This is a genomic window from Bilifractor porci (assembly GCF_009696005.1).
Lineage (GTDB): Bacteria > Bacillota > Clostridia > Lachnospirales > Lachnospiraceae > Bilifractor > Bilifractor porci.
In genome coordinates this window covers 234,810-254,373 of sequence record NZ_VUMV01000002.1, presented here as the reverse complement: position 1 = coordinate 254,373, position 19,564 = coordinate 234,810, and the positions used below count along the sequence as shown (strand labels likewise).

Here is a 19,564-nt window from a genome sequence, read left to right as displayed (position 1 = left end):
CTCCTGCCGGATTCTCCTATTGCCGGATTATCTTATTTCAGCTGCAGGCCATCGTGAAATGCCTGACCTACAACCGGTCCGATACCCCTGTAGGTGCCAGTACTCATATCGAACATGATCGGCTGCATCTTATCAAGATCTACCTTTCCATCTGTAAGAATACGGTCATCCGCCTGTGAGCTTACAATCGTTCCTACAAGAATCCCGGTCTCGTCATCCCATGACTTCATCTCGCATTCGAGCGTCAGAGGATACTCTTCAATGATCGGCGCATTGACATGAGCAGATTTGTGGACATGAACCCCTGCCTTCTCAATTTTGTTGACCTTATTTCCCGTCTCTACGCCGAAGTAATCAGAAATCACTACGGTATCCTTTGTCGCCATGGCAACCGTGAAAGCCTTTGTCTTCTTGATATTCTCCGTTGTCTTGTGCTTTCCGAGGAAAAGCGTGATTTCCCCGTAATCGCTCTGCTGTCCCCATGCCGCGTTCATGGCATTCGGAACCCCATTTTCATCATACGTTCCGATGATAAAGACGCCTTCCGGTGTAATGACTGATTTCTTTCCTGTAAATTCCATCTCTGTAACCTCTCTTTCTGTTTTATGCGGACACCCTGCGGTGTTTGCCGAAATCTGTTCTGATATCCCCTGCCTCTGGCATTTCTTCATTCGTCTACAGACTTTTTCGGATAACAGAAGCGGTTTCCATTAATTTTTCGGTGATTTTTGTCCTAAGCGCATCGCTATATCGGCAATTTGGGACAACAACACTAACAGCACCTATAACATGAGCTGCAGAATTCAGAAGAGGAACCGCAATGCAATAAAAATCATTTTCTTTTTCATACTTAATATAAAAGCCTGCACGTTTTATTTTTTCATACTCTTCCTTCAAATCATGATTAGAAGAATCTGAGGAAATATGATCAAAACCTTTGCGTACAGATGAATGCCACAATTTTATCTGCCATCCGCAAACCATCCTTTCGTCCTGTTGGCGATTTTCACCAGGGTCAGCATCACCGGCACCTCCGTCAGAACACCGACCGTTGTGGCAAGCGCCGCAGGACTTGTAGTTCCGAACAGGGCAATCGCCACAGCGACGGCCAGTTCAAAGAAATTCGACGCACCGATCATACCTGCCGGAGCTGCAATTTCAAATGGCAGCCGGATCAGCTTGCACGCCCCGTAGGCAATGAAGAAAATCACAAAGGTTTGGACGATCAGCGGCACCGCAATCAGCACAATGTGGAGCGGATTACCGAGGATAACCTTCGCCTGTGAGCTGAAGATGATCACCAGTGTCAGAAGAAGCCCTACCGTCGTGGCATTGTCAAACTTGTGGACAAACACATTCTCCAGATAGTCTTTTCCCTTCTTTTTCGTCACCGCAATACGGGTAATAACGCCTCCCGCCAGGGGAATCACTACAAAGAGAAAGATGCTGACGAACAGCGTGCCGTAAGGAACGGACACGTTGGAAACACCCAGCAGGAATTTCACAATCGGCACAAAGGCAATCAGAATGATCAAGTCATTTGTCGCTACCTGTACCACGGTATAGGCAGGATTACCGTTCACCAGCGTACTCCAGACAAATACCATCGCCGTACAGGGAGCTGCCCCCAGAAGCACGGCACCTGCCAGGTACTGGGTCGCCAGATCCGGTGTAATGAAATTCTTAAATATCACAAAGAGAAAAAGCCAGGCAAATCCGTACATCGTAAACGGCTTGACCAGCCAGTTTACAATCCATGTAACAAAGAGTCCCTTGGGATTTTTCCCGACTTCCTTCACGCTCTGGAAGTCCACCTTGATCATCATCGGATAGATCATAATCCAGATCAGAATGGCGATCGGTATGGAGATGCCGGAGATTTCCATCCGCCCCAGCGCATCCGGCACCGCCGGGATAAAATGGCCGATCAGAATGCCGGCAGCCATGCACAGCAGAACCCATACCGTCAGATATTTTTGAAAAAAGCTGATGCCTGTCTGTTGTCTCATCTGCAGTCACACTTTCCGTCCGCACATCTGACACTTTTCTCACAATCCAGTGCACCGATAAATCGCTGAAAATCCCGCAGCGTCTCGCAGTTCAAAGAGTAATGGCTCCATTTTCCCTCTTTCCGGACATGAACAAGACCGCAGTCACAGAGAATTTTCATATGATGGGAAAGAGTCGGCTGCGTAATATCAAATGCCTCAAGGATCACACAGGCACACTTCTCGCAGCCCGAAAGCATCTGAACAATTTTCAGCCGATTCGGATCACCAAGCGCCCTGCAAATGGACGAAACCTTTTCTGCCTCCATAGTAATAACCTCCCTACCAAAGTATTGATGATTATCTATGTATAAGAATAACGCTTTACATAGACATATGTCAATGTATTTGTATAAAAATAATATCCATAATCTTCCATATGAAAAATTTCCAATCTGGAAGATTATGGATTTTGATTTTTTGTTCTAATCTTTTGAGACCGGGATAACAGGCAAAAGAAGATATGGTTGATTGCCGGCTTCTGAGTATATTAATGCTGGATACAAGGAACTCGCCTTGGTTGTAAGATATCACGTTCGTTTCTTGTTGTCAATAAAATTATTACATTTATTTTGTGTTTAATTTGTACTGTCTTTTTCGTAGTGATTACATTGATGAATGAAAAACGCTCCCGCAAATGTCTAACCGAGCAATATCTTCCTGTAAAGATCAAGGTCGCTGCCCTTAAATACATTGAAGATAACACGTTGTACCGATGTGCCCGGATGTGCATCGAGCCAGCTTCTTACCGTACTCACAGCAATTTCCGCCGCCTTGTCCTGCGGAAAATGAAATACGCCGGTGGAGATGCAGCAGAACGCAACGGATTCCAGCTGATGATCGGAGGCAAGAGAAAGAACCGACCGGTAGCAGGAAGCCAGCAGTTCTTTGTCCTTTCCGGTCAGCCATCCGGACACAATCGGTCCGACGGTATGAATGACATATCGTGCCGGAAGATTGTATCCCGGTGTGATCTTTGCCATGCCGGTCGGCTCCTCATGCCCCTGTGTTTTCATGATCTGATAGCACTTTTCCCGAAGTTCCACACCAGCCATCGTGTGAATGATGTTATCAATGCAGCCATGAAGCGGAGAGAAGCAGCCGAGCATCTGGGCATTGGCGGCATTCACAACCGCATCAGCCCGCAGCGTCGTGATATCACCCTGCCAGAGAGATAAACGAGGATCCAGTTTGGCCGGCGGCAGTTCCGCCGCCTCTGTGATTCCCTTTTCCCCGGTAATTCTTTTTAAGACTTCCGACTGCACTGTATAAAAATCGTCCGGTAATGTATGCCCGGTATCCCCGGACGGCATACGGACATTGCAGAGCGCCCGATACAGGTCAAATGCCTGTTTCGGATCCTCAGGCATGGCATATTCCGCATACTCCGGCATTTCTGTTTCCAGACACTTGATCAGAAAATGGAGTTGTTCTGTTAAATCGTGCATATCCATATTATTTCTTCTTCCTTTCTGCAGGACAGCCGGGCTCCGGACGACTCTGCCTCTAAGTTCGGATGCCGCAGGCCTATAGGCATTCGGATTCTTTTTTGTGGATTCCCAGAATGGGAATTTTATGATTACCAAAGTGTTTAATTTATTGCGCGCCAGTCCCACTGTCAGAATATTTTTTCCGCTTTCATGAAGTCCATCAGATTTACGTGCTGAATGCCATTTCTCTTCTGAAGCAGATAGTCCGTCGTAGCAATATACTTCGGATAATTATCCCGGATCATCTCCAATGGCCTGTATTTCCTATCTTCTGTTTCTCTGCCCTGGGCAATCGTATATGCTACCTGCACATAGGCATAATTCATCGATGTGTCGCGCATGATAAAGTCGCATTCCAGCTTGCCGATTCTTCCGACACTGACCCTGCTATCCATGCTTCTCGCGTACAAATACACAATGTTTTCCAGTACAGGTTCATAATTGATCCGGTTATCGGTATTCAAAGCAAAATAGAAACTCAGATCACTCAGATAATACTTTTTCTCACCTGCAATGGATTTGCGAGACTTCATGTCAAAACGATTACACTCATACAGAACCTTTGCATCCACCAGCGCCTGAATATATCTCGCCAGTGTCTGTCTGGTTATCGTCTGCCCATTTTTCTTAAGATCACGCTGCAGATTGGAAATGCTTGTCGTCGAACCGAAATTGTTGATCAGATACTGGCGTGCGGTCTCAAAGCTCTCCCGTTTTCTGATCTTCACGCGATGGCGGATATCCTTTTCAAAAATTTCCTGTACCACGCTCTCCGTATAACGGCGCTTATCTTCCAGATTATCAATCAGCACAGCTCTCGGAAAACCACCCTCCAAAATGTAATTCTGGAGTTCTATCATCGGATTGTCACTGATCTGCACATGATAGAACGCTTTCATCTGTTCATATTCCTCAAATGTCAGTGTAAACATTTCAAATTCGATGTATCTGCCGGTCAGCTTTGTGGCAAGTTCTCCACTCAACAGGTAGGAATTTGAACCCGTAATAAAAATGGAGCAGTTTCCATCCTCCCGAAAGCCATTGATGACTTCTTCAAATCCCTTCACATTCTGAATCTCATCTACAAAGACATAATTCTGATCTGCTTCATGAATGCTGCTGGTAATGAGGTCTTCCAGCTGATCCGCGGTTTTAATCTTCCTGTATTTGCGCTGATCCAGATCCAGATAGAGGATTCTCTCTACCGGCACTCCCTGTGCTTTCAGCTCATCAGCTACCATTTTCATCAGGGTTGACTTTCCGCATCTGAGTACGCCTGTAATGACCTTGATAATGTCGTTGCTCCTGTAGAACCCTCTGATTTTTTTTAATACTTCTCCCGAACATACAGATCCATTCCTGATCTTCCTCCCTGTTTCATATTTACAGGTTTCTGGTTCATCATACCATAAGGAAATTTAATTTTCATGTTAACGCTCCATATTTTGCATTTTTATCAAAATATGAAGCGTTAACTTGCTCTTTTTTCATCACATGCAAATAATCGTCCCATGAAATGACTCCTGCTCAGGATAATCTATTCAATGCCTCACCTATATCCCCGTCTGCCAAAAGTCTGAAATGTCGTATAATCTTCCTTCAATTTCATCGTCACGGTGACCGTGCTGCCTGACTTTGTGACATCCGAAATTGCAAACAGATTATTGACCGTAAGAGAGACCTTATCATCCAGGTTCTCCGGTAATGTAAACTCAGCCGGGAATGTCAGACTTGCGGTAAATGTGCTCTTGATGTCATCAGTCGTAATTTCATCTACATTTCCACCCCGGCCTGCAAAGTTGTTCTTCATCGCGGTGATCTGGTCCTGAACAGGCAGCACATTCAGCCTGCCTGTATAGGTCAGGGTCGCACCTGGCGCAACCTCCATCACTTTATCATGCTCTGTATTGGTGTTCGCCAGGATATCCCCATAAAGTGGCATATCGTATTGTGAAATATTTTCCATACCCGCCCATCTTGGCACTACTGTTATATCTTCGGTCACCTGCATCGATGGAGCAAATTTTGTTTTGGTTTCCTCGATATACCAGCCCTTGAATGCCTTTGAGGAATCTGTATTAGTCGATGTCCAAATATGCTTCTTTCTATCGCTGGAGGCTTTGCTGACTGCATAATTGTAGTACGACCCCTGGTTATTCAGCACTGTCACGGTATTGACAGAAGGATCCGCAAGGGTAACGTAGTCCAGCTTCTCATTGCCGTTTGCCGTTCCGTTGGTCGGGATTGCCGGCTTAGGGGGGTGCTGGCACTGTCAAAGTAGGTATCGTTTGATAATTATAGACAGAATAGCCAAGATCATCTGAGCGGTATGGCTCATCATACGGTTCCCCGTACACTTTCACTACGTCCTCTGCGGTCGATCCCCAGGTAATGCCGCCCGGAAGTTCAAGGGACGGGCAGTTATCCGTTTTACAGTATGTTGTCCGCATAGGCAAAAGGGATCTGATACGTATCGCCGTTCAAGTCAAAAGTCATTCCCGTCCAGTCGGAAGTTCCCAGATCCGCAGGTGGCTGCTGAGAAGAATCCGCAGAATTCTCCTCTGCTTCCAGCGCCTCATCCGGAATTGTTATTTCTTCCACTTCGTTATAGCTGTCAAAAGCAATATTGACATCAAACGAATCCACATCAACATCCAGGGTGCCATCTCCTGCAGAAAGGGCAAGAATCTGTTTCATATAGCTCTCCCCTATCTCCTTCTTGCAGCCAAGCCTGTCCTTTTGATCCTACTGCTTGCCCTACTTCCTTCTACTCCATCCTGTTAAGGCACTTCGGTAAGTCCGCACAGATTGCCCTGCATGGATTACCCCTCTTCCCCCATCTGGCTGAACGTCTTTGCGTTTCGGTCACTTCTGACAATATTCAAAACCGTCGGGATGGCGCCAAGCACAGAAAAAACATACACAAGCAGCAGATTCAGCCTGTAGCTGGCCACGTTGATATACCCCTCCCTCAGAAGTTCCGGGAAATATTGGAAGGCTGTTATTACATCTAACCTCTCCTTCTGACCACCGCGAAAAGGACAGGGACCAGTCGAACCGGTCTGCTGCATATACCATAAGCGCAATTACCAGGAAGCTGATCACGATCCCCTTCCTGCTGATACGGTTTCCCAGAAGCCGGTACCCTTTTAACACACAGAATCCCATGGCTATGCCGGATAATACGGAAACATACCCAAGCTGCCCGAGAAGCACGATGACCGCTGCACCGACAAGCGAACCAAACAGCGCCCCTATCACGCCCCCCGATTACCGTCTCTTCCTTCAGTGCTTTCCTTTTGGCTCCTGTCGGATATCTCCTTTCCTTTTTGGAAAAGCAATCGGAGCACAAAAGCTGGTACTCATTTCCCATGCGATAGTGTTCCAGCGCGGCCTCCCGGCCGCAGTTCTCACAGCATTCCCGATAACCCCTGACCGTAAGCTGTTCTGTAATACCGCCCAGTGCCGTCCGAATATTCTCCGCAGTCTTTTCCAGTGTCATTTTCGACCGGATAAAAAAAGGAAACTATTTTCCTGATATTCTGAATTATTGATTCAGATGCTTTCTAAGCCTCTTCCCCGCCCTGAACTTCGGGATCTTGCCGTCACTGATCATAATCTGTTCGCCTGTTTTGGGGTTTCTGCCGGAACGGGCCGTACGATGGAACACCTCAAATGTACCGAATCCTGCCAGCCTCACCTTCTCCCCTTTATCCAGTTCTTCTGATACGGTCTCTGTGAATGCGGTTAAAATCTCCTCAATATCCTTTTTCTTCTTCCCGGTTTTGACCCGGATCTGTTCAATCAATTCCATTCTATTCATAAGTCATTTCTCCTCGCCATTAACCATGCATTCATTTCCATAAAAGGCGATGCCTATTCTGCCTGAATTCGTAAACTTTGCATAAAAAACAAGGGGCATTGTCCCGGACACTCCCCTTAACCTGTTGCTTACATTTGGCTTACATTGTATGATTTCCGCAAAGTTGTTAACCAGCATTTCAGCCACAGTAATTCTCCTCCTTGTATTTGATCATAGCATGCAAATTATTCATCTTGAAGCATTCAAGCATGACAATATCTTTACACGATGTAAATATTCTGCCTATTTATCTATCTCACTCAAGCCCGTCTCCCAACATAGAACGGTAAAAATTCCGGGTTCTTCATCGCCCTGTCCTGGACAGCAAAAAAATCCGGAGATGGCAGTTCATGATCATTCTGACATGAGCTGTCATCGCCGGTCTCTTAATCTCTATGTGACGTATAAGCAATACCGTCATCTTGTTATTTGTCATGCTGGAAAGTCCAGGACTTCTCCCATAGTGGGAATAGAAGGGGCGGCGCCTCTGCGGGATACTGCAAGGGCAGCGGCTTTTGAGGCAAGCCGCAACGCTTCCGCGGGGTTCTTTCCGCGAAGAATGCCCGCCATAAAATAACCACTGAACGTATCCCCCGCTGCTGTGGTATCCACGGTTTCCACCCTGAAAATATCCTGGTGTAGTACGGTCTCTCCCTCAATATAGAAGGAGCCTTCCGCTCCCAAGGTCAATATGACCTTTGTCTCCGGGAAACGCCTTCGGACAGCAGGAACCAGTTCCCCGGCAGCCCTGCTTTTTATTCCGGTCAGAAGGCCTGCCTCGATTTCATTGACAAAAAAGTAATCCACGAAATTCAAGGGGAGCGTGGAAATCTGCTCGTTTATCGGGGAAGGGTTCAGAACAATTTTCATTCCTCTTTCATGTGCCTTGTTCATGATCACGGCAAGACAATTCACTTCATTTTGCAGGATAAGGTAATCCCCTGCATGAAAATGCCCCAGCACATCATTGACCTGTTCTTCTGTGACGCCCTGATTGGCGCCTCCGAACAGGAGAATGCAGTTATCGCCTTCCTTGTCATTCTGGATCACTGTGTGCCCGCAGGGTATATCCTCCCGTATCCGGACAAACTCTGTATGAACATGTGCATCGCGCAGAACATCCAGAAGAAGTTTCCCTTCCTGCCCGATATTTCCGGCATGCCAGACATCCAGGCCTGCCCTTCCCAGCGCCACGGACTGGTTCAGACCCTTTCCGCCTGCGTAAACCTTCCTGTCATCAGACAACAGGGTCTCTCCCCGAACCAGGATATGATCTACCCGGTAAACATAATCAATATTCAGTGAGCCAAAATTCAGAACCTTCATCCTGCCACCAGATTACCCTTTCCGCAAACGCCTGTCATTTCCCTGCGCTTTCATCCGTCAGAAAACACCCTGACTTCTTCCTGATGAACGGCTGCCTTTGCTCCGGCTGTATGATATATAAAGAATATCCCTGCTGCTCCACGGCAAACCAAAAGATCCCCGGAACATACATTATCCGTTGCGCGTCAGAATATATTGCTTCTTGTTCCCATAGCCAATAACCTATGCTTGGTATACCACATCTCAAGAATGTTGTCATTCTCCTTTTATGTCATATCATTCCACTTTAGAAATTAAGCCCGCATCGTAACCGAGTGCTTCCATATCGGAAAATTCTACATTCGCGACGAAGTACTTGTCTCTCTTGGGTTTGATATATACTTTGGTAATCAGATTGCATTTCACTCCGGGAACCGGATAGCCTTCCATATAGCTCTTCTGCTGTACTTTAGATATATATTCGCTGAAGACAGGAACTTCCTTTTCGACATTTTCCATACTGAAAGTCAACTTCGCCGCATTATCCGTCGTCTTGACGTGCGTGTTCCCCGCCGACATCCCTTTTTCACTGACAAAATCAAACACAAGGAGTCCTCCCCGGAAATGTTCCGCCATTGCGCTGATCAGGTCTCTGACGCCCTCACGTGTCAGATAATGGAAAACTCCGGCAGCTATCCGTCAGAGAATACTCCACCTTTGGCGGGATGGATTCATACTGTTTCCGCTCAACAAGTCCGTTCTCCATAAGGTCTTTCAACTGAACTGACAGTGTTGCATGAGTCATTCTCGGCATCCGGCGCTGAAGCTCATTGAAACGAATCGGGCCGTCCTCCAGATAGCGCAGGATCAGAATTGCCCACTTTCCAGAAATCAGGCTTTGTGCTGTTGCATACGGGCATTTGCCAAAGCGTTCTTCCATAGTCGAATCCGCTTCAAATAACTGCTTCATTCTATTGCTCCTCAGACATTAAATTCTTCTTTCAAATCGAGCATTCCGCGAATTTCCACATGACCGTTTTCCAGATAGAACATTCCCATTTCCCATCCATTCTTGTCATACAGCCCCATAACCTGCGGCAGCGCAGCACGAACTTTTTCCAGAAGAGCATCGTCCTTCACGATCTTCACAGTGCCATCATAGCGCATAAACTCGCCGCCACGGACTGCGAGAACTTCCACATTCGGATTCTTTGTGAGCTGAAGAAAAACATTTTTGAATGTACCACATCCAAAATACAGCTTATCTTCATCCAGCAGATGAAACCCAAACGGACGTCCTTTTGGTTTATCCCCATCGGTAGTCAGAAAATAGAAGGTCTTGGCCTCGTCCAGAAACTAGTTTACCTTTTCAATGTTTGTCATGTAAATATTCTCCTTAAACATCGGTTATATTTTTGAACTGCTTCAATTATATGACCGACAAATAAGGAGCATAAGTACGATTTTTCAGGATACCTGGCATTGCAGATAATACCATGTCAACTTCGCACAAAGTCCTGTTATTATCTTAATTCACCCATTGTCCTTCTTCGATATGATCTTGTTCAGATACTGCCCTCTCGGATACAAGCGCTGGTGCCTCATTGTATTTTTGCGGATATCCGTCTTTTTTTCATGTACCGTTCGGGAAAATCAGGTTGAAACCTGGTGGCATGGATTCTTTTCAAAACCTGAGATCACAAATTGTGATCGCAAGCGGTTCGGGTCTTTCCCGCCTCCATCCGGAGGGAGAGGTGTTCCACCATCTTCATCTCCCCCATATCCGAATGTCACATCCCGAAACGCAATATCGGTTCTTTCCATTGTCTCACGCTGACCGGCAGGAAGTTTTTTTCCTCCATTTCACAGAGGAAAATCCTTTCCAACTTGTTGGCGCATTCTACAATCTCCCGCTAAACAAAAAGTGTGGGCTGAACACCGTCAAGGGGCAACCCATAGGTTTTATGATCCGCCCGCATGGCGCACTTGTAGATTGGTGCTTACAAATCCCAAATTTTCTTTTTCACAGCAGTTTCGCCATCTCTTCCGCCGGTATATGGTTCTTTAGCTCTTTGGCCGGAAACCGGTCAGGATATTCCCCTTTGGTGAGAATGTTCTTCAAATACAGATTGTCCAGCCTCATGTCGTCCCGTATCAGGTTAAAATCAGCCTTCCTCCTGTACAGCACCTTAAAGATGAGAAAATTCATGATCGTACCAACCACCGGCGTTGTAATGCCAAAGGCTTCCGTATGAGAGTTCATCCGCATCTTCAATCTTCATATGATGACAGATATCTCCAAGGATATAAACCGTATCATTTTTATGAATTACGGAATTGAAATTCTGCAGCAGAACCCGGTTCATCTCTTCTACAGATTCCCTGCATTCTGCCGCTTCTACTTTGCGATTCACAGTGTTCCAGTCCATTGATACTTCCAACTCTTTCAAAAGATCGTTCTGTTCTTTTCTTCTCTGGATGTCACATAACTGAGAATCAACGATTTTTTAAAAGGCTGCGCTGCCATTCACATGAATTAGTTCCGGAATATTTTGAACAGATATTCCGAGACTGCGCAAAAGCGAAATCTTTTTCAACTCTTCAACAGAGAAAATTCTGTATCCCTTATCTGATAACGCTGGATCCAGTAGTCCTTTCTGGCAGTAGTATTCGATTGCTTTCTTTGTTATTCCGGACAATTTAGCGGCTTCATTGATATACACAACCATCACCTCCAGCTAAACCATAAGCTGACCCCTAAGGGTACGGTCAAGAGATTTTCACTTCGCACCAGGCTGTTCAGAATGGACTCAAAATCTCCGAGAAGCTGCACATCTCTATAAAATGATGCAAAAATGCGGAATCCGCATTTTTGTCCGATTCCCGCTTAGCATCCTAAAGCGACACACACCGGAATCTCACCTGCCGGGGACAGTATGTCGACCGACAAAGCTAGCTGATAAACTGCGTCCATACAAAGCGCAAAACTTTTACATTTTTAAAGTTTTGCGTTTTGCTGCGTTAAGCCATTTCCAGTGCCTGCTCATTCAATAGAAAATCAAACAGGTTCATCATCTGGTAGCCGATCTCAAGATTCGACAACGGATTACGATCCATAGTGATCAGAATCTTCTTAAAGCCATCATCGAGTCTATGGAACGCTGAAATCTCACGTTTCCTCGTCACCTCATCTTGTATGGTATAAGAAACTTGTATGTAATATTGTCTGCCTCCCAGTTCCCTGGCTACAAAATCAATTTCTTTTTCCCTGTTTTTCCCGATATCTACAATATATTCTCTTCGAAGCAGTTCCAGGTATACAAGATTTTCAATAATATGTGTGATCTCGATCTGCCTGTAATGAATAGCTGCATTACGAAGGCCCATGTCAGCAGCATAATACTTATTCTGTGTTTTTAGATATTCTTTTCCCTTAATGTCATACCGGTCGGCCCGATAAAAAAGAAAAGCATCGCAAATATGGCTCAGGTATCTGCTGACAGTTTCATTATCCACTGACTTAAAGCCATTGCTCTTTAGCATATTCGTAATTTTATTTGTGGAAACATACGAACCGATAGAAGAGCAAAGGAGTTCTATTAATGCAGTAAACAATGCTTCATTGCGGATATCATAACGCTCAATCATATCCCTGGTTACTACCGTATTTACAACCATATCCAGATAAGATCGTTTATCCTGCTCCTCCGTTTCCTGGACAGCGTAGGGAAGTCCTCCAAATTGTACATACTCATCAAAGGCATCCATCTTATCTATTTGCCGGTAAGCAAGAAATTCTGCAAAGGACAGTGGAAAAACCTTTATTTCAATTCCTCGTCCGCGAAAGATGGTATTGATGTCATGAGACAGAAATTTGGAATTGGAGCCGGTAATATATACATCCGTATTAAATTCAGCCTTGATTGAATTGACAACTTCCTCAAACCCATCGACAAGCTGAATCTCGTCTAAAAACACGTAGTACAGCTCATCATCATGAATCGCGTCGGCTATGTAATGATAAAGCATATCTCCATTTCTGAGTGCTTCCCATTTTTTCAGATCGAGCGATACTTTGATGATATGGTCTGAAGAAACGCCGTCGGACAGTAGATAGTCGTAATACAATTCATTCAAAAGAACAGACTTTCCACATCTTCGAATGCCGGTTATTACCTTCACAATATCCTTCCCACGATACGGGATAAATTAGTGTTCCGAGATTCATGAACTTTAATGATTGTTTTTCCTTTGGATCCACCGTGCTTTACCTTATCCAGAGCTTCATTTACCTGATCCAGACTGAATACAGTATCAATAGAAGTTTCCAGCGGATGATCCTTGTCAAACAGGCCGGCTATCTTTTCCAACTGATTCCCGTCCTCATGTACAAAGAGGAAATCATAGGTCTGGTTCTTTGTCGCCGCCATTTTGTCATATTTTCTCCCGGCAGCCTGAAAAAGTATTCTCTTAACAAGCGGCATCCTGCTTCTTTTTGCGAACCTGCCATTTGGCATTCCTCTTAGAGATACCAGGCTGCCACCTTTTTTCAGCACCTTGAATTCGTCAGGAAGCGCACGATCGCCAAGCGTATCAAGAACATGGTCGACATCGGATAATACCTCGGCGTAGTTTTCTTTTTTATAGTCGATGAATTTCTCGGCACCAAGTTTTCGTACACGTTCTTCATTTTCCGCACTGCCGTTAGTATAAACATGCAGTCCGAGACTCCTGGCTACCGGAATCGCCATCGCACCCAGGCTTCCTGTTCCACCGGAAATGAACACGGATTCCCCCGGTTTTACCTGCATGATCTCAAAGGCCTGCATTGCCGTAAGCGCAGTAAGCGGAACCGTCGCCGCCTCCTCAAAGGACAGATTGTCCGGAATATGGGCAAGAGCAGATTCTTTCACCGAAGCATATTCCGCAAATGCTCCGATTTTTTTAAGCGGCATCCGTCCGTAAACCCGGTCACCGGCTTTAAATCGCGCAGCTCTCTTTCCGGTCTTTTCAACCACTCCGGAAAATTCATTGCCCATAATGAGCGGTACTTTATAGGGAACAATCAGTTTTACTTCCCCGCGGATAATCATGTTGTCCAGCGGATTTACAGCTGCTGCCATAATACGCACAAGGATTTCATCATCCTCTGGAACAGGTACCGGAATGTCATGAATTTCCAGATCTGTGCCTTTTTTGTCATAATGCGTTAAAACTGCTGCTTTCAATGAACGGCCTCCTTGTTCTTCTTCCTGATATATTCCTGCATGTTATCAATACAGGCTGCGAGCGTCATACCCTGTAATCTTTTTTCCACACTTTCTTCCATATCCCGGAACATACTTCCGAGAACCGGCCGAATATTGTGCCCGACAATACAGGCGTCATTCGGATTCTGATGGAGATCAAACAGATGGAGGCTGTCTGTCTCCATAACGGCCTTGTAAATATCAAGGAGAGAAATATCCTCCGGCTTCCTGACAAGCCGGAAACCGCTGACACCCCGGCGTCCCTCAATGATTCCGGCTTTACTCAATCTTGTGGTGAGCTTTCGTATGTAGCTTGCATTTGTCCCGACACTTTCCGCAATCTGATCAGAATTCATGGGCGTTGTTGATTCAGAGATCAGGATCAGCGTATGAATAGACGACGAAAATTTAGTGTCCACGATCATCCCTCCAGTATATATGTCGCAATATACTCTGTGTCTTCTGCTGCCGTGATACCGGGATCCGACTGTATGAATTTGCCCTTTAAACCGCCTTCTTCAGCAGCGATTTCAAAATGGCACAGCGCAATTCCAAGATCCACCTTCTGAATATCTCCGGTAGCTTCTTTGGCATACCCCTTTGTCTTTTTTTCATAAAAATGAACCCGGTCTTTTTCTGTAACAACTCTCCACGGCTGCTTATTCGTTGCAGAAGGAGCAAGGCGCACCATCTCGAACGGCAGCTGCCATATATCCGCATCGCTCTCATTCAGCGGATTCTGAAAACTGCCATGGAAAAACAATTCCTCAAAGGGAAGGCGGCTGTCTGATTTCATTCCTTTTCGCATCATACTCTCACATATGGAACGTTTATCGGCCGCATATCCTATCGGGGTAACTGCCGGCATAACCTCATCTTCCTTTAAATGAACGGCTTTTTCGAATGCTTTACGGTCAATCGTTGCTGCCAGCCATACCGTCCCAAATCCAATGGAAGTAGCATAAAGGATAAACTTTTCAAAAACATACCCGAATGAAATTTCAGCATTCTTCTGCTTTTTGTATTTTCCAGCTACATAGGTATCCTCGCCAAGAATCACAGGACTGCTGACCCCATCTTCCCGCGCATTAAGAATGGAAAAGGCAACAGGCACTTCAAACAGTCCGGTGTCATGCTCAAGATAATCTCTCACCCGGTTCATTGTCTGTTCCGGAATTGGCTGTTCTTTATATGTCCGTACGCTTTTTCTATTTCTAATAATTTCTGTGTTCATTTCTCGTTTTCTTTGTTGTATCTGTATCAGTTGCTAATACATTACCAAGTGTAATTTTATCTGTCAATACCAAATTTGCATCTTTGCCTTCCCGATAATCCGGAATGATCCGTCCAGAGAAAAAAGTCGCTCCTTGAGAAAGTCCTCTACGCAGTCAGAAAAATTCATTTCCATTCTATCCGCGAGAACAGCCGGCCACCAGACACATTTATAAATCCATGCTGTCAGGATTCAACAGGAAATCGCTCTTCTGATCCGGCGTGGTAAATGTGAGTACCAGCGGGATCCCGCCGTAAAGCACATAATCGCGCCATCCATCCCCTTTCTCACCCTCATACACAGCCATGAACTCCGCAAATGTCAGCGGATACATATGCACTTCATCACCACGCCAGCGAAATTCTGTAATGATATCTTTAGAAAGAAATTTTGCGTTGCTGCCTTATAATCCATAGATATTGCCTTCAATCGGTTAACTATTCACGCTTGCCGCTTTACATCGAAGCCGCGATGCGCGTCATTTCTTCCGGCGTCTCCGCCATCCCGTGGGAGAACCAGAGAAGCAGGCAGGAATAGATACCCCCGATCCGGTAAGCTGTCCGGTATTCTTCCAGAAGCCCGGCGCCGGAATTTTTCTCCCTGCCGTCCGCGCCAGTTTTCTCCCGCCCCGGCGCTTCGCGCTGCCCGTTCGAATCGAAATAGTCCTTCAGTGCATCCATAAACAGGCCGGAAAGGCCGGCGCGGTGAAGCAGCAGAATCAGTTCCCTTTTGTCGTACAGCGCCTGAAAAACCGGCATGATAAAAGATGAAAAGTCCTTCTGCAGCATCTCCCTGTTCCCTGCTGCCCCCTTGAAGATCTGCGACAGGAAGGCGCGCAGGACATCTTCCTTCGAACGGAAGTGCCTGTAAAAGGTAGCGCGGTGCACACCCGCCCGTTCTGCGATTTCACCAACGGATACCGCGCCGAACTCTTTCTCTTTCATGAGCTGCAGGAGAGCCCCGGTCAGACACTCGCGGATCCGGTCCTCGTCCAGATCTTTTCTTCTCATAAAAAACGGCACCTCCTGTTTACTGTTGCAAATATAATTTCTCACCGGAATCATCTTGAAAATAGCGACAAATGTCGCTATGATTGATTATGCTCCCAACAGGCAGAATCTGTCAAAAAGAAACGAGGATAACATATGAAAACATTTCTGATTCTTCTGGTGCTGGCGCTGATCGCCAGTTCCTGCGGCTTCCGCAAATATGTCTGGTTCATTTCCATCGGATACGGTGCGGCGGTGGCGCTTATCGGCGCCGGACAGCTCGCCCTTTTCCGTCACGCGCTCACCGTGGGCACCGCCCTGCAATGCGTACTCTTTATCCTCTACGGCTGCCGGCTTTCCGGCTATCTGGTCTACCGGGACCGCAAGACAGCTTACACCAGACGCATGAAAGGGGAAGTCAAACAAAACGACGGGGTTTCTTTCGGCGCCAAGCTGGCGATCTGGATCTCCGCTTCTATTCTCTATGCACTCCAGACGTCCCCTGTGACATTCCGGCTCATGAACGGAAGCGGCACAGACGCGCTTTGCGTCATCGGGCTTCTCATCTCCGCTGCCGGCCTGACGCTGGAAGCAGCCGCTGATCTCCAGAAAAACTGGGCCAAGAAGAAGAATCCGGGGCGCTTCGTGGACACCGGGCTGTTCCGTCTTGTGCGCTGCCCGAACTACTTCGGTGAGATGATCTTCTGGACCGGTGTCTTCGTCTCCGGAATCATCATCTGCCGCGGCGCGGCGGAATGGATCTGCGCCCTCCTCGGCTACGCCGGCATCATCTACGTCATGTTCGGCGGCGCCCGTCGGCTGGAAATCCGCCAGGACAAGAACTACGGCGCCGATCCGGAATATCAGAAATACAAATCCACGACCCCGATCATGATCCCGTTCATCCCTCTCTACTCCGTAAAGAATCACAAATGGCTGGTGGCATAATGGACAAAGAAAAGCAAAGCAGAACGCTCCCCGGGCCGGTACCGGAAGGTTTCACCCTTTTCATGGCGCTTGTCGACTGCCTGCCAGTCCTGTTCTTCAGCGTCAGCTCCGCCATCCTGGCGGCACGATTCAACAGCCGGCTGTTTCAAGCAGGCGTCCTGCTGGTGATCCTCGCCGGCGCGCTCAAGGCCGGATGGAAATTCGTCATCGCTCTGCGGCACAGGGATCTGCGCTTTCTGAACAAACAGATGCGCTATCTGATGCCCGCCGGATTTCTGCTTATCATCCTGGCGCTGTTCGTTGACCGCGGCCGCTGGTCCATTGCGGCCGTAATCCGCCACATGACAAATATGCCGGCGCTCTTTTTATTTTTAACCGGAGCCGCCGGCATGGGTCTCATGGTGTGGTTTGCCCAAAAGAAAGACCGGCGCGACGCAAAAGCAAACTGGAAAGAACAGATCACCAACTCCGTCGCCCAGTTCTGCATTATGCTGGGAATCCTGCTTTGAGCGGCTTTTACAATACCTGAATGCGGCCTGTCTTCTTCCGGCCGTGCTCTCATATTATTTTAATGGGCGTCCATGATACCAGAGCACCGTCGATAGTTCAATTTAATATTGAAAAGAACCATTGCCACAAGCAACGCATATTAACATACTATCTAACAGCCTTATTCCACTCCACCCCAGACTCATCCGTCCATGTATCAGCTCCGTCAAAAATGTACACAGCATTTGTCCTATCCATATATCGACCATCCGCAAGTAAATATACGGTCGTCTCATCTCCTCTTAAATTTACAAGTTCTACAACATCCTCCCAAGAAGGATCTACGCTTGAGCCTATCTCATTTGCTTCATCCGGAAGCTGCACCACTTCTACGATTGCCTCTATCGTTTCTACAGGAGAATCGCTCCATGGATATGCTGCATCATCACAACCGGCACTTTCAAGTAACTGCTTCGCATCACTTCCAAGCAGCCTGTTATATGCTTCGTAAACAGATGCCAGCTTGTTTGAAAACTCCACCTGTTCAGAATTTCCTTTATCAGAAAGCCAGTTTACAGTCTCCTCCTTTATCTCATCTGTTGTCATGCTGGTTCCTACACCCCAATTTAATAAGTGTGCTGCAACTTTTATTGAGGTTGAGCCGCTTCCGGCTGTTCCCTGCTTAATTTCTGTGTTGATTTCATTTAATACCTTGTCAAGCTCCAAATAGGATAGCTTTTTTGTCTGTGTCTGCTGAGATTCAGAAATTTCTGATGTAGTTTTCTCAGTATCCTGTTTTAACGAATTTTCTTCTGTATCAGCCTGTTCAGTGCCAGTATTCTGTTTCACAGTCTGCTGTTCACCTGTCTCCATAATGCTCATAGAGCCTGTTGCTTCTGTTCCACACGCACACAATGCGAGCGACATTGCTACTGCAATTAATACCCCATTTAATTTCTTCATATTATTTTTCTCCATTTCCCTGTTATAACAATTGTTCCATCACAATATATTCATTTTCGCTTATCACATAAAATCCATTCTTTCTCCAGAATGAATAGCTCTGAGGATTTTCATTTTCTTTTCCTCTGTAAACAAATCTGGGACCTTCTTCTCCAATTACTCCATTCTTCACAAAACCGGCTCTCCTTAAAACATTCTGCGATGCCACATTTTCCGGATCTGTCTCTGCTTCTACAGCACAGACTCCTTCCATCGATAGAGCCCATTCCGTAATTACTTTTACAGTTTGCGGCACCTTTTTTGAAAGCATCAACCAGCATGTCTGTATTGCCATCCTTTCGCTCGCTTCCTGCCAAAATAATGATATTGCTCATAGTCACTTTCCCTATTTATTTAACACAATAAAATTACTATACTCTGACAATAATTCTTGCCACTTCCATTACAAGAATCTTCAACATTACTCCGCCGGACATCACATAAAACCAAATCTGTCTCATTTGCTGCGACTTTGCTATCGGTGTTGCAATAGCTGCAATGATTATAATTGCAGCTCCAACGCAGCCAATCAGATTCGGGATGCTGATAAGCGGAAATACCCCCGGTGCACAGCTTCCGTCAATCGTGTTCTGAATTGTCTTGTCAAGCCCATCCCTTGCAGCTGCAAAGCAGCATATCGTAAGTCCATATGCCAGAAGGAACAGACTTCTGCGTCCCCAGTAATTGATGTTTGTCCGGTTTGCTATGGATTCTCCAATAAAACCTAGCAATACAAGAATCATAATTGTTGTAACTGTCGTTACTGTATTACCAAAATATAATTTCATCGATATTTACCTCTTTTCTACTCAGTGATTTCTATCAGATTTCCTTCAATATACTTTGTGAAGAAATCTTTTGTTCTTTCCAAATCATTCACATACATAGCAATATGTTCTATTTTCATAT

The 19,564-nt window shown here is 46.1% G+C and carries 28 protein-coding genes and 1 pseudogene; 2 read left to right on the top strand and 27 right to left on the bottom strand.

The window, feature by feature from the left end:
* Positions 1–32: 32 nt before the first annotated feature.
* The 23 genes and pseudogenes from FYJ60_RS04015 to FYJ60_RS03910 form a co-directional block, all read right to left on the bottom strand.
* Positions 33–581 (bottom strand): flavin reductase family protein, encoded by a 549-nt coding sequence (locus FYJ60_RS04015; RefSeq protein ID WP_154457276.1) that lies wholly within the window; start codon positions 579–581, stop codon positions 33–35.
* A 94-nt stretch (positions 582–675) separates the two neighbouring features.
* Positions 676–984 carry an IclR family transcriptional regulator domain-containing protein gene (locus FYJ60_RS04010; protein WP_154457275.1) on the bottom strand — a complete coding sequence of 103 codons (309 nt, stop codon included), beginning with the start codon at positions 982–984 and terminating at the stop codon, positions 676–678.
* Positions 963–2,009 carry an ACR3 family arsenite efflux transporter gene (arsB, locus tag FYJ60_RS04005; RefSeq protein WP_154457274.1) on the bottom strand — a complete coding sequence of 349 codons (1,047 nt, stop codon included), beginning with the start codon at positions 2,007–2,009 and terminating at the stop codon, positions 963–965. The genes FYJ60_RS04010 and arsB overlap by 22 nt, the downstream gene beginning before the upstream one ends.
* Positions 2,006–2,317 carry an ArsR/SmtB family transcription factor gene (locus FYJ60_RS04000; protein WP_154457273.1) on the bottom strand — a complete coding sequence of 104 codons (312 nt, stop codon included), beginning with the start codon at positions 2,315–2,317 and terminating at the stop codon, positions 2,006–2,008. The genes arsB and FYJ60_RS04000 overlap by 4 nt, the downstream gene beginning before the upstream one ends.
* Before the next feature lie 372 nt (positions 2,318–2,689).
* Positions 2,690–3,502 carry a protein-ADP-ribose hydrolase gene (locus tag FYJ60_RS03995; RefSeq protein WP_154457272.1) on the bottom strand — a complete coding sequence of 271 codons (813 nt, stop codon included), beginning with the start codon at positions 3,500–3,502 and terminating at the stop codon, positions 2,690–2,692.
* 164 nt (positions 3,503–3,666) lie between these two features.
* Complete coding sequence (locus FYJ60_RS03990) at positions 3,667–4,785, bottom strand: ATP-binding protein (protein WP_235903311.1); 1,119 nt, start codon at positions 4,783–4,785, stop codon at positions 3,667–3,669.
* A gap of 302 nt (positions 4,786–5,087) precedes the next feature.
* Positions 5,088–5,708 carry a hypothetical protein gene (locus tag FYJ60_RS03985; RefSeq protein WP_154457270.1) on the bottom strand — a complete coding sequence of 207 codons (621 nt, stop codon included), beginning with the start codon at positions 5,706–5,708 and terminating at the stop codon, positions 5,088–5,090.
* Between the two features lie 260 nt (positions 5,709–5,968).
* Entirely contained in the window at positions 5,969–6,235 is a 267-nt protein-coding gene (locus tag FYJ60_RS03980) for a hypothetical protein (RefSeq protein ID WP_154457269.1), read from the bottom strand.
* A gap of 125 nt (positions 6,236–6,360) precedes the next feature.
* The gene (locus FYJ60_RS12720; protein ID WP_272818869.1) at positions 6,361–6,492 is read right to left on the bottom strand and encodes a hypothetical protein; all 132 of its coding nucleotides are present in this window, start codon (positions 6,490–6,492) and stop codon (positions 6,361–6,363) included.
* Between the two features lie 593 nt (positions 6,493–7,085).
* A complete protein-coding gene (locus FYJ60_RS03975) occupies positions 7,086–7,361 on the bottom strand; it encodes an HU family DNA-binding protein (RefSeq protein ID WP_154457268.1) in 276 nt (91 codons plus the stop codon).
* A 3-nt stretch (positions 7,362–7,364) separates the two neighbouring features.
* Positions 7,365–7,547, bottom strand: coding sequence for a hypothetical protein (locus tag FYJ60_RS03970; RefSeq protein ID WP_154457267.1), 183 nt, complete (start codon positions 7,545–7,547; stop codon positions 7,365–7,367).
* 285 nt (positions 7,548–7,832) lie between these two features.
* Positions 7,833–8,726: a ribokinase gene (locus FYJ60_RS03965; protein WP_154457266.1), complete on the bottom strand. Its 894-nt coding sequence runs from the start codon at positions 8,724–8,726 to the stop codon at positions 7,833–7,835.
* A gap of 276 nt (positions 8,727–9,002) precedes the next feature.
* Positions 9,003–9,311: a hypothetical protein gene (locus FYJ60_RS03960; protein ID WP_154457265.1), complete on the bottom strand. Its 309-nt coding sequence runs from the start codon at positions 9,309–9,311 to the stop codon at positions 9,003–9,005.
* 55 nt (positions 9,312–9,366) lie between these two features.
* Positions 9,367–9,675 (bottom strand): winged helix-turn-helix transcriptional regulator, encoded by a 309-nt coding sequence (locus FYJ60_RS03955; protein ID WP_154457264.1) that lies wholly within the window; start codon positions 9,673–9,675, stop codon positions 9,367–9,369.
* 11 nt (positions 9,676–9,686) lie between these two features.
* On the bottom strand, positions 9,687–10,058 hold the full coding sequence (locus tag FYJ60_RS03950; RefSeq protein WP_205838971.1) for a pyridoxamine 5'-phosphate oxidase family protein: 372 nt from the start codon (positions 10,056–10,058) through the stop codon (positions 9,687–9,689).
* 670 nt (positions 10,059–10,728) lie between these two features.
* The gene (locus FYJ60_RS03945; RefSeq protein WP_205838953.1) at positions 10,729–10,968 is read right to left on the bottom strand and encodes a hypothetical protein; all 240 of its coding nucleotides are present in this window, start codon (positions 10,966–10,968) and stop codon (positions 10,729–10,731) included.
* A 244-nt stretch (positions 10,969–11,212) separates the two neighbouring features.
* Complete coding sequence (locus tag FYJ60_RS03940; protein WP_205838952.1) at positions 11,213–11,428, bottom strand: MerR family transcriptional regulator; 216 nt, start codon at positions 11,426–11,428, stop codon at positions 11,213–11,215.
* A gap of 298 nt (positions 11,429–11,726) precedes the next feature.
* Positions 11,727–12,887: an ATP-binding protein gene (locus FYJ60_RS03935; RefSeq protein ID WP_154457262.1), complete on the bottom strand. Its 1,161-nt coding sequence runs from the start codon at positions 12,885–12,887 to the stop codon at positions 11,727–11,729.
* Positions 12,884–13,933, bottom strand: coding sequence for an NADP-dependent oxidoreductase (locus FYJ60_RS03930; protein ID WP_154457261.1), 1,050 nt, complete (start codon positions 13,931–13,933; stop codon positions 12,884–12,886). The genes FYJ60_RS03935 and FYJ60_RS03930 overlap by 4 nt, the downstream gene beginning before the upstream one ends.
* Positions 13,930–14,373: an Rrf2 family transcriptional regulator gene (locus FYJ60_RS03925; protein WP_330579103.1), complete on the bottom strand. Its 444-nt coding sequence runs from the start codon at positions 14,371–14,373 to the stop codon at positions 13,930–13,932. Before FYJ60_RS03925 ends, FYJ60_RS03930 begins: the two co-directional genes overlap by 4 nt.
* A gap of 2 nt (positions 14,374–14,375) precedes the next feature.
* Positions 14,376–15,188 (bottom strand): nitroreductase family protein, encoded by an 813-nt coding sequence (locus FYJ60_RS03920; RefSeq protein ID WP_154457259.1) that lies wholly within the window; start codon positions 15,186–15,188, stop codon positions 14,376–14,378.
* 229 nt (positions 15,189–15,417) lie between these two features.
* Positions 15,418–15,630, bottom strand: a pseudogene (locus FYJ60_RS12765) (ATP-binding protein); the annotation flags it as partial.
* Between the two features lie 52 nt (positions 15,631–15,682).
* The gene (locus FYJ60_RS03910; RefSeq protein WP_205838951.1) at positions 15,683–16,237 is read right to left on the bottom strand and encodes a TetR/AcrR family transcriptional regulator; all 555 of its coding nucleotides are present in this window, start codon (positions 16,235–16,237) and stop codon (positions 15,683–15,685) included.
* A 135-nt stretch (positions 16,238–16,372) separates the two neighbouring features.
* On the opposite strand from FYJ60_RS03910, the gene FYJ60_RS03905 reads away from it, so the two are divergent.
* Positions 16,373–17,164 (top strand): DUF1295 domain-containing protein, encoded by a 792-nt coding sequence (locus FYJ60_RS03905; RefSeq protein WP_154457257.1) that lies wholly within the window; start codon positions 16,373–16,375, stop codon positions 17,162–17,164.
* Positions 17,164–17,673, top strand: a complete 510-nt coding sequence (locus tag FYJ60_RS03900; RefSeq protein ID WP_154457256.1) for a hypothetical protein — start codon at positions 17,164–17,166, stop codon at positions 17,671–17,673. The genes FYJ60_RS03905 and FYJ60_RS03900 overlap by 1 nt, the downstream gene beginning before the upstream one ends.
* 148 nt (positions 17,674–17,821) lie before the next feature.
* Here the strand turns inward: FYJ60_RS03900 and FYJ60_RS03895 are convergent, their stop codons facing one another.
* The 4 genes from FYJ60_RS03895 to FYJ60_RS12825 all read right to left on the bottom strand — a co-directional run bounded on the left by FYJ60_RS03895 (position 17,822) and on the right by FYJ60_RS12825 (position 19,562).
* On the bottom strand, positions 17,822–18,616 hold the full coding sequence (locus FYJ60_RS03895; RefSeq protein ID WP_205838950.1) for a hypothetical protein: 795 nt from the start codon (positions 18,614–18,616) through the stop codon (positions 17,822–17,824).
* A gap of 22 nt (positions 18,617–18,638) precedes the next feature.
* The gene (locus tag FYJ60_RS03890) at positions 18,639–18,950 is read right to left on the bottom strand and encodes a GNAT family N-acetyltransferase (protein ID WP_154457255.1); all 312 of its coding nucleotides are present in this window, start codon (positions 18,948–18,950) and stop codon (positions 18,639–18,641) included.
* Positions 18,951–19,026: 76 nt separating this feature from the next.
* The gene (locus FYJ60_RS03885; protein WP_154457254.1) at positions 19,027–19,443 is read right to left on the bottom strand and encodes a hypothetical protein; all 417 of its coding nucleotides are present in this window, start codon (positions 19,441–19,443) and stop codon (positions 19,027–19,029) included.
* 17 nt (positions 19,444–19,460) lie between these two features.
* Entirely contained in the window at positions 19,461–19,562 is a 102-nt protein-coding gene (locus FYJ60_RS12825) for a VOC family protein (protein ID WP_334296176.1), read from the bottom strand.
* Positions 19,563–19,564 lie beyond the last annotated feature (2 nt).